We start from the raw sequence: 2,905 nt of genomic DNA, 5'->3' as shown, positions 1-2,905 counted from the left end.
ACGGAGTTGGAACGGTTGACGATCTTCAACGCGGCGGAGCTGTCGCGGCGGCGCCGGGCACGGGGGTTGAAGCTCAACTATCCCGAAGCCGTCGCCATCATCACCGACGAAATCCTCGAAGGTGCCCGCGACGGGCGTTCGGTCGCCGACCTGATCGGGTTCGGCTCGACGATCCTGACGACCGAGGACGTGCTGCCCGGCATTGCCGCGATGATGCCGATCATCCAGGTCGAATGCGCCTTTCCCGACGGCACCAAGCTGGTCACCGTACATGAGCCGATCCGTGCTGCGCCGGGAAGCGCGGCCGACACCGAGCATCCCGGCCGGATCGCGGCTGCCGATGGTGAGGTCGAGCTCAACGCCGGCCGTCGCCGCACCACGTTGACGGCGGTCAACACCGGCGACCGGCCGATCCAGATCGGCTCGCACTTCCATTTCTTCGAGGTCAACAAGGCCTTGGAATTCGATCGCGCCGCGGCCTTCAACATGCGGCTCGATATTCCCGCAGGCACGGCCGTGCGTTTCGAGCCCGGTGCCTCGAAGGAGATATCCCTGGTCGAGTTCGGCGGCCGCGCCGAACTGACGGGGCTGAACAACCTGACCAACGGTGTAGGCAACGATCCGCAAACACGCGACGCGGCATTGGCGCGCGCCAAGGCGCGTGGCTTCCGCGGCGCCTGATTTCGAGGAGATGTAGATTTGGCCGTCATCGACCGCCGTGATTACGCAGCGCTCTATGGACCGACAACCGGCGATTCCGTCCGCCTCGGCGACACCTCGCTGGTGGCGGTGGTCGAGAAGGACCACGCCGTCTATGGCGACGAGTGCCTGCATGGCGGCGGCAAGACGTTGCGCGACGGCATCGGCATGGCCGGCATCACCAGCCGCGAGGGCGCGCTGGATTTCCTGCTCTGCAACGTGCTGGTGATCGATCCCGTGCTCGGCATCGTCAAGGGCGATCTCGGCGTCCGGGGTGGCCGCATCGTCGGCTTCGGCAAGGCCGGCAATCCCGCCATCATGGATGGCGTCGATCCGCGCCTGATCGTCTCCACCGGCACCACGGTGCGCGATTGCGAGGGCCTGATCGCGACCCCCGGCGCGATCGACGTTCACGTGCATTTCGACAGCGCGGGCCTCGTCGAGCATGCGCTCGCAAGCGGCATCACCACCATGATCGGCGGTTCGCTCGGCCCGATCACGGTCGGCATCGATTCCGGCGGCCCCTTCAACACCGGCAAGATGCTGCAGGCCGCCGAGGCCTGGCCGATGAACTTCGGTTTCCTCGGCCGCGGCAACTCCCATCGCGCGCCGCCGATGATCGAGCAGCTCGAGACCGGCGTGATGGGCCTGAAGCTGCACGAGGACTGGGGATCGATGCCGGCCGCGATCGACACCTGCCTCGAGGTGGCCGACGACCATGACTTTCAAGTGCAGATCCACACCGACACGCTGAACGAAAGCGGTTTTGTCGAGAATACGCTGGAGGCGATCGCCGGCCGCACCATTCACATGTACCACACCGAGGGTGCCGGCGGCGGCCACGCACCCGACATCATCCGCGTCGCCGGCGAGATGCACTGCCTGCCGTCATCGACCAACCCGACCAATCCGTTCACGGTGAACACGTTCGACGAGCATCTCGACATGACGATGGTCTGTCATCACCTGAACCCGGCGATTCCGGAGGACGTGGCGTTCGCGGAAAGCCGGATCCGCGCCCAGACCATCGCGGCGGAGGACGTGCTGCACGACATCGGCGCGATCTCGATGCTCGGCTCCGACAGCCAGGGCATGGGCCGCATTCACGAGGTGATCTGCCGGACCTGGCAGCTCGCCTCGAAGATGAAGGACCAGCGCGGCACGCTGCCGGAGGACGCGCCGGGGCACGGCGACAATGCGCGCATCCGCCGCTACATTGCCAAATACACCATCAATGCGGCGAAGACTTTTGGCATTTCCGATCATGTCGGCTCGCTGGAGGACGGCAAGATCGCCGACATCGTGGTGTGGCGTCCGGCCTTCTTCGGCATCAAGCCGGAGCTCGTGATCAAGGGCGGGTTCATCGCCTGGGGCGCGATGGGCGACAGCGCAGCCTCGCTGATGACCTGCGAACCGATGCTGATGCGGCCGCAATGGGGTGCCTTCGGCCGCGCACCCTCGGCGCTGTCGGCCTGCTTCGTGCATCCTTTGGCGATGGAGCGCGACCTCGCGGGCTCGCTCGGACTGTCGAAGCGTCTGCTGCCGGTGCGCAATACGCGAAAACTCTCCAAGCGCGACATGCTGTGGAACGATGCCTGTCCAAGCGTCACGGTCGACCCGGAGACGTTCGATGTGTTCGTCGACGGCGTGCTCGCGACCTGCGAGCCCGCGCGCGAATTGCCGCTGGCGCGGCGCTATATGCTGAGGTGAGGCGATGCAGGAAAGCGTTCGCATCGATTCGAACGACGCAAAGCCGACCGTCGCGGCGCGGGTCGGAATTGGCGGCCCGGTGGGCTCGGGCAAGACCGCGCTGATCGAGGCGCTGATCCCGGTGCTGAAGCGTCGCGGCATCGATTTTGCCGTGGTCACCAACGACCTCGTCACCAGGGAGGATGCGGAGCGGCTGCGCCGCTCCGGCCTGATCGATCCGGCGCGGGTGGAGGCGGTCGAGGCGGGCGCCTGCCCGCACACGGTGATCCGCGAGGACCCGACGCTCAACATCGCCGCCGGCGACGATCTCGAAGCCCGCTTTCCCGGCCTCGAGCTGATCCTGTTCGAGTCCGGCGGCGACAATCTGGCATCGACCTTTTCGCTCGACCTGGTCGACTGGTGGATCTTCGTGATCGACGTCGCCGGCGGCGACGACATTCCGCGCAAGAAAGGGCCGGGCCTGCTGCGCTGCGACCTGCTCGTCGTCAACAAGATC

Annotated in this window: 3 protein-coding genes; all 3 read left to right on the top strand. The window is 66.2% G+C overall.

Features of this window, described 5'->3' with window-relative positions:
- Positions 1 to 681: urease subunit beta (locus tag JOY90_RS13145; protein ID WP_291691557.1), on the top strand; the 681-nt coding region annotated here is incomplete at its 5' end.
- 18 nt (positions 682 to 699) lie between these two features.
- Positions 700 to 2,409, top strand: coding sequence for an urease subunit alpha (gene ureC / locus JOY90_RS13140; RefSeq protein ID WP_291691556.1), 1,710 nt, complete (start codon positions 700 to 702; stop codon positions 2,407 to 2,409).
- A gap of 4 nt (positions 2,410 to 2,413) precedes the next feature.
- Positions 2,414 to 2,905: GTP-binding protein (locus JOY90_RS13135; RefSeq protein WP_291691555.1), on the top strand; the 492-nt coding region annotated here is incomplete at its 3' end.

Origin of the sequence: Bradyrhizobium sp., from assembly GCF_019242285.1 — a bacterium.
GTDB lineage: Bacteria > Pseudomonadota > Alphaproteobacteria > Rhizobiales > Xanthobacteraceae > Bradyrhizobium.
This window is presented reverse-complemented; position numbering and strand designations above follow the sequence as displayed.